The sequence below is a fragment of the Niveispirillum fermenti genome (genome assembly GCF_048066175.1).
Lineage (GTDB): Bacteria > Pseudomonadota > Alphaproteobacteria > Azospirillales > Azospirillaceae > Niveispirillum > Niveispirillum fermenti.
The window spans coordinates 1-6,671 of sequence record NZ_JBLTXA010000069.1 but is presented as its reverse complement, the minus strand read 5'-3'; the positions used below and the strand labels follow the sequence as shown (position 1 = coordinate 6,671).

Here is a 6,671-nt window from a genome sequence, read left to right as displayed (position 1 = left end):
TGGGTCGTAGAACGCACCCTGGCATGGTTCAACCGAAACAGACGGCTCGCCAAAGACTTCGAGCAGACAATCACATCTGCAACCGCATGGTGCTTCATCGCATCCGTGCAAATCTTCATCCGACGGATCGCAAGGCATTGATACAGTTCAGATTATTTTTGAATCAGACTCTAAGGGCCTATCGTGAAACCGCCTGACTGTCCGGCCAAACGGGGGCCAGTTCACTTCATCTGCCACCCTATTGCCCCGAACTCAATCCCGTCGAAAGTATCTGGCAGTACCTGCGCCAGAATTTCCTCGGCAACAGAATATTCAATGATTACGACGATATCGTCGATGCCTGCTGCAGCGCATGGAACAGCCTCATTGCACAAACAGGGAAAATTCGACAAATCGCTTCAAGGAAATGGGCAACGGTCAATCATTAGGGAGATTGGTATAAGAATGTATTTATACAGCCGCATATCCAATGCAAACCCCACAACCGGCCGGCTGTCCCTGATCGCCGGGCGCCGCTGGACGGTAGGCGGGCTTGCCTGGATTCCCACTCTGTTCCACGCAACCCCGCGTAATATTATCCCTTCGGCACCAGATCGGCCGGGTTGCGGAACAGCAGGTCGCGGGGGCTGACCCCGGCGATGAAGGCGGCGAAGTCCCGGTCCTCGCCATGCACCGCCTCGTGATAGGCGTCGAACAGATCCTCATAGAGGTGGAGTTCCTTCAGCAGGGCCGTCTTCTGCTGCAAGGAGGCCTGGGCCATCAGATCGGTATGCAGCATGGCCAGCCCGGCCACCCGCCATTCCTGGCCGGCGAAGACGGGCACCAGCACCAGATTTTCCGCCGACCGGGCGCCGGGGGAAAAGATGATGCGGCCCAGGCGCAGGGCCCGGCGCTTGCTGCCGGCGGCCGGACGGCCGCCATCATAGCCCGACGCCCGGCCGGCGGCACTGCCGATGCGGGTTCCGGCCGCCAGCACCGGCGCGCCGTCCCTGCCCTCCCCCGTCAGGCGGTAGAGGATGGCGCCATGCACGCCCGTCAGGATGGAGGAGAAGGCCGTCAGCGTGCGGCGGTCGGCATCGGCCAGCGCCTCATGCGACACGCCCAGGGCCGACAGGGCCGACAGGATGGAGGGCGCCACCTCCCGCACGGGGCGGGAGATGCCGACCGTCACGGTCTTGGCCTGGTGTCGGATCGTGTCGACGGGGCGGCTGGTTTCCTCGAACAGCTTGCGCATCAGGGCCGACCCGTCGGCCAGCAGCCGGGCACGGCTGCCGGCATCGGCCACGGCCAGGGACGCCGACAGGCCGGCCAGTTGTGCCACGGCCCGCGGCGGCAGGGCGGCATCCTGCTCCCCCTCGGCGATGCGGCGCATTTCCACGGCGATGGCGTCGGTGATGGGCGCCAGCGGCCGGTCGGGTTCGACCAGCGCCTGTTCGATGGCCACGCCCAGGGCGCGGAACCCCTGTGACCGGCGATCGATGGCGCGCGCCGCATGGAAACCCCAGAGATGGCCGACCACGGTGGCCAGCACGAAATCCAGGCCGGCCCCGGCCGACGGCACGCGGATCACGGTTTCCGCATAGGCGTCGAAGCAGGTCTCCCCCTTGGCGGCGACGACCAGCGGCTTGCCGGCATGCGCCTTGAAGATGGCCACTTCCTTGGCCGTGTCCTGGGCCAGCAGCGGGGCCAGATCATTGGCGATGACCAGGGTCAGCGGCTCGGTCGACAGGTCGATATGCTTCTTGTCCTCCGTGAAATCCACGGGGATCGACTTGTAGCAAAGCTCCGACAGCTTGATCCGGATCTCTTCCGCCGCGATCTTGTTGGGGCCGTTGCCGACCACGGCCCAATAGCGGTTCTGCGGGGCATAGCGCTCGGCGCAGGCGGCGATGGCCGCCTCGTCGTCCAGCACCTCCTGGATGCGGGCCGGCAGCCCTTCCAGGGCCACCAGCTCGTCATGGATCTGCACGGGCGGCAGGCTGCCCAGCGTATCGGCGATGCACAGGGCGGTCAGCTTGCCGGCCGCGACCTGGCTGTAGAAGGCCTTGGTGCTGGCCACGGCCATTTCGATGTCGCGCCCGTCGCTGGTGAACAGGTGGCTGTCCGACTTGCGCACCAGCGGGCTGTTGCGGCGGTTGACGATGGCGTGGATCCAGGCGCCGGCCGCGCGGGCCAGATCGACGGTGCGGTTGGTGTCTGTGGTCGTGCCCGACTGGCTGATGGCGATGACGATGGCGTCGTCCAGATCCACCCCGTCCAGGTCGGACGACAGTTCCGACGCCTTGGCCGCCTCCACATGGATCGACGTGCCGGCCAGCGCCTGGCGCAGCAGATGGGCCACCCCCATGCCGGCGATGGCGGCCGTGCCCTGGCCCGTCACGAAGATGCGGCGGATGGCGGGCCGGGCCGGGTCGGACAGGCGGCGGCGCAGCGCGGCCCAGATGCCGTGCGGCCCCAGGTCGAAACTGGCCCGCCGTCCCTGGCGGCTGTAGCGGCCGACCAGGGTCTTGCGCACGCTGCCGGCCGCCTCATGCACTTCCTTTTCGAAGAAATGCTCGAAATCGCCGCGGAAGATGTCGCGGCTGAAAATCTCGATGGTGTCGGGCTTCAGCGGGGCGGCGGCGCCGTCATCGATGGTGCGGGCCGACAGGGGTTCCTCACCCTCCGCCGTCGACAGGATGACCTGCAGGCCGCCCTTCTCCACCTTGGCCAGACCGATGGAGGCGCGGGCCCGCGGGGCCAGCCCGTAATTCTCCGACGCCAGGATCAGGCCGTCGCGCACCTCGGCCACGAAGACGCTCTGCCCGCTGCCCTTCTGGCCCAGATACAGCCGTTCCGGTTCGGCCGGATGCAGCAGGCCGATGGCCACCGACCCCTCGAACTGCCGCAGGGCCGACAGGAAACGGTCGGCCGTGGACCGGCCCTGGGCCAACCGGAACATGACGGGGATGATCTTGGCATCCGTGGTGACGGCGGCCGGCACGGCATGGCCCGCCGCCTTCACGGGCCCGTCCTTCAGGGTCTGGTAATTGTCGATATCGCCGTTCAGCACACAGGCAACATCGGCATCGGCCGGCAGGACAGGCACATTGTCCCCGGCCAGCCGGCCGTTCTGCGGGTGGCAATTGGCCAGATTGATGGCCCCGTGCGAGGCCCAGCGGGTATGCGCCAGGATGCCGATCTGGCCAGTCCGCGCCGCCAGTTCCCAGAACAGGGCATCGGCGCGCAGCTTGGCCCGCAGCGTGGCGCCATTGTCCCCCAGCTTGCCGATCAGCTGCGCCACCTTGTAGGTGAAGCGGGCCGTCGCCCCGCCATCGGCCAGCGCATGGAAGGTGACGGCACCATCGGCATCGAAGGCATCGCGCCCGGCCGTGGCCGCCTGCCGGCGCCAGTCGGCAAGCTGGGCGTCGGACAGCGGCCCGGTCAGGCGCAACTGCACCGCGATGCCGGCGCTGTCGCGCCCGCGCACCTCCAGCCGGTCCAGGTTCTCCAGCACCTGTTCCACGGCCCAGGCCGCGAAATGCTGCGCCCTGGCCGGGGTGGGAACGCCGCCGATCAGGCCCAGGGTGCGATCGATATTGGCCAGCACCTCGTTGCGAAGCTGCCAGCCATAATCGCGCAGCCGCTCCGCCACCCGCTCGGCCACCGGTTCGCGGGCGAAGGCGCTGGCCTTCAACTCCGCCTCCAGCCCTTCGATCCGGCTGGCGGCCGCGGTCAGCCGGTCGCGCAGGTCGGGCCGTTCCACCAGCGCCATATGGGTGGAAAAGGCCATCAGGTCGTCGAACCGGGCATGCAGCCCGTCAAGGATGGCATCGATGCCGGGAAGATCATCGATCCCCGCCACGCGCAGGGCATCGGCCAGCGCGCCGACCCACGCCGCATCACCGTCCCGGCGCCATGACAGGTTGGAAAGAAAGCCTGCGATCCCGCACATGTCCTGAATTCCCATAGCGATACGACGCCTTGATACAAGGACCCGCCGCATCGTGCAAACATCAAGCCCGGGCATCAGCCAACGGTCAGCATCGCAAACCGGGGGGCCCGGCCGGGCGCATCCGCGCCCTGAGCCTGGCGGCGCATCCGCGCCCTGGGCCTGGCGGCGCATCGCCCCTCGGGGTCAGCGGCGGTGATAATCGCGGAACCAGGCGACGAAGCGGGGCAGCCCCTCGGCCAGGTTCGTCCGGGGCTCGAACCCCAGGTCCCGGCGGCTGGTCTCGATATCGGCGCAAGAGCTGAGCACATCGCCGGGCTGCAGGGGCCGGAAATTGATCTGTGCCTTGCGGTTCAGCGCCCGTTCGATGATGGCGATCACGTCCATCAGCTTTTCAGGCCGGTGGTTGCCCAGATTATGGACCGCGTGGGGCACCCCATCCGGGTCGGGCGGCGGCGGGCGCAGGGCGGCGGCGCGGATGCCGTCGACGATATCGTCGATATAGGTGAAGTCGCGCCACATCTCCCCATCATTGAACACATCGATGGGCCGCCCGGCCAGGATGGCGTCGGTGAACAGATAGACCGCCATGTCCGGTCGGCCCCAGGGGCCATAGACCGTGAAGAAGCGCAGGCCGATGGCCGGAAAGCGGAAAAGATGGCTGTAGGTATAGGTCAGCAGCTCGTCCGCCCGCTTGGTGGCGGCATAGAGCGAGATGGGCCGCGTGACGGGGTCGTCCACGGAAAAGGGCGTCTGCCGGTTGGCACCATAGACGGAGGAGGAGGAGGCATAGACGAAATTGCGCAGGCCCGGCAGGGCGCGGGCCAGTTCCAGCATCACGACATGCGCCTGGATGTTGGACTGCACATAGGCATAGGGATTGACCAGCGAATGGCGCACCCCCGCCTGTGCCGCCAGATGGATGATCGCCGTCACGTCGGGATGCTGCCGGGTGATGAAATCGACCAGACCGCTGTCGGCCAGGTCCCGGCGGTGGAAGGTGAAGCCCGGAAAGGCCGCCAGTATCCGCAGCCGGGCCTCCTTCAGGCCCGGGTCGTAATAGTCGTTGACGCTGTCGATGCCCAGCACGGGCTCCCCGTCCGCCAGCAGGGACCGCGCCAGCGAAAAGCCGATGAAGCCCGCAACACCGGTGACCAGCGTGACCATCCTATTCCCCCCGCCCCTTGCGGACCCGGCCGGGCCGGCCGATGCTGTGATAGGTGAAGCCCGCCATCTCGGCGTCCTGCGGATTGAAGATGTTGCGCAGATCGACGATGACCGGTTCGTTCATGATGCCGCGTGCCCGGTTGAGATTGAGCATGCGGAACTCGTTCCATTCGGTGAGGACGATGGCACAGTCGGCCTGCCGCAGGGCGGCATAGGCGTCGCCTGCCCATGTCACGCCGGGGATGAGCCGGGCCGCCTCCTCCATGCCGGCGGGATCGTAGGCAGCGATGCTGGCCCCGGCGGCCTGCAGGGCCGGGATGATGTCCAGCGCGGGCGCATCGCGCATATCATCGGTATTGGGCTTGAAGGTCACGCCCAGCACGCCGATGCGGCGCCCCTGCACCGACCCGCCGCAGGCCGCGATGACCCGTCCGGCCATTGATTTCTTGCGCCGGTCATTGATGTCGACGACGGTTTCGATGATGCGCAGCGGCGCGCCATGGTCCTGGGCCGTCTTCACCAGGGCTAGGGTATCCTTGGGAAAGCACGACCCGCCATAGCCGGGGCCGGGATGCAGGAACTTCTTGCCGATGCGGTTGTCCAGGCCGATGCCTTTGGCAACGTCATGCACATCGGCGCCCACCTTCTCGCACAGGTCGGCGATCTCGTTGATGAAGGTGATCTTGGCGGCCAGGAAGGTGTTGGCGGCATATTTGATCAGTTCCGACGTCTCCAGGCTGGTGAAGACCATCGGCGTCTCGATCAGGAACAAAGGACGGTACAGGGCGCGCATGACCTGCCGCGCCCTGTCGCTGTCGGTGCCGATCACGACACGGTCGGGCCGCATGAAATCCTCGATGGCGGAGCCCTCGCGCAGGAACTCGGGGTTGGACGCCACCTCGAAATCGGCTTCCGGCCGGGTTTTGCGGATGATGCGGGCCACCTCCCGCCCCGTGCCGACGGGCACCGTGCTTTTCGTCACGATGACGGTGAAGTCGTCGGGGTCCAGGGCCGCCGCGATCTCCGCCGCGGCGGCATGGACATAGGACAGATCGGCATGCCCGTCGCCGCGGCGCGAGGGCGTGCCCACCGCGATGAACACGGCATCGGCACCGCGCACGGCGGCCGGCAGGTCGGTCGTGAAGGACAGGCGGCCGGCCCGGGTGTTCTTTTCCACCAGCGCGTCCAGGCCGGGCTCGTAGATGGGGATCACCCCGCGGCGCAGCCGCTCGATCTTGTCCTGGTCCTTGTCGACGCAGATCGTTTCCACCCCGAATTCGGAAAAGCAGGCCCCGGAGACCAGACCCACATAACCGGTACCGATGACGGCGATGCGCATCGAAAATTCCCTTTACCATACGACAGCCGCAAAGGGCCGACCGGCTGCTGGCTTATAGTGGAATCAGGTGCCAAAATGAATAGTTCGTTGCATCGCTCCCTCCCCTTTGCGTGGGCCCTGCAGAATGAGCAAGAAATTTTAGGGCTCTCTGTGCATGTCGCTTTGTTATGCGCCGAACCGAACCGCGCTGCGGGGACAAATTGACCTGCCGAAGTTGATTTCAACAAAACCTAA

General features: G+C 66.5%; 3 protein-coding genes and 2 pseudogenes. 2 read left to right on the top strand and 3 right to left on the bottom strand.

Features of this window, described 5'->3' with window-relative positions:
• Positions 1–141, top strand: a pseudogene (locus ACM9LZ_RS25415) (IS5/IS1182 family transposase); the annotation flags it as partial.
• A gap of 77 nt (positions 142–218) precedes the next feature.
• Positions 219–428 (top strand): annotated as a pseudogene (locus ACM9LZ_RS25410) (transposase); the annotation flags it as partial.
• A gap of 146 nt (positions 429–574) precedes the next feature.
• On the opposite strand, the gene ACM9LZ_RS25405 reads toward ACM9LZ_RS25410, so the two are convergent.
• The 3 genes from ACM9LZ_RS25405 to ACM9LZ_RS25395 form a co-directional block, all read right to left on the bottom strand.
• Positions 575–3,934, bottom strand: a complete 3,360-nt coding sequence (locus tag ACM9LZ_RS25405) for an SIS domain-containing protein (RefSeq protein ID WP_416622301.1) — start codon at positions 3,932–3,934, stop codon at positions 575–577.
• 183 nt (positions 3,935–4,117) lie between these two features.
• A complete protein-coding gene (locus tag ACM9LZ_RS25400; protein ID WP_416622300.1) occupies positions 4,118–5,098 on the bottom strand; it encodes an NAD-dependent epimerase/dehydratase family protein in 981 nt (326 codons plus the stop codon).
• A gap of 1 nt (position 5,099) precedes the next feature.
• The gene (locus tag ACM9LZ_RS25395) at positions 5,100–6,437 is read right to left on the bottom strand and encodes a UDP-glucose dehydrogenase family protein (protein WP_416622299.1); all 1,338 of its coding nucleotides are present in this window, start codon (positions 6,435–6,437) and stop codon (positions 5,100–5,102) included.
• Positions 6,438–6,671: the final 234 nt, after the last annotated feature.

What these genes read in the sequence shown, in the direction of transcription:
- ACM9LZ_RS25405 (WP_416622301.1), bottom strand. Translation starts at nt 3,934, where the DNA reads ATGTGCGGGATCGCAGGCTTTCTTTCCAACCTGTCATGGCGCCGGGAC.
- ACM9LZ_RS25395 (WP_416622299.1), bottom strand. Translation starts at nt 6,437, where the DNA reads ATGCGCATCGCCGTCATCGGTACCGGTTATGTGGGTCTGGTCTCCGGG.
- ACM9LZ_RS25400 (WP_416622300.1), bottom strand. Translation starts at nt 5,098, where the DNA reads ATGGTCACGCTGGTCACCGGTGTTGCGGGCTTCATCGGCTTTTCGCTG.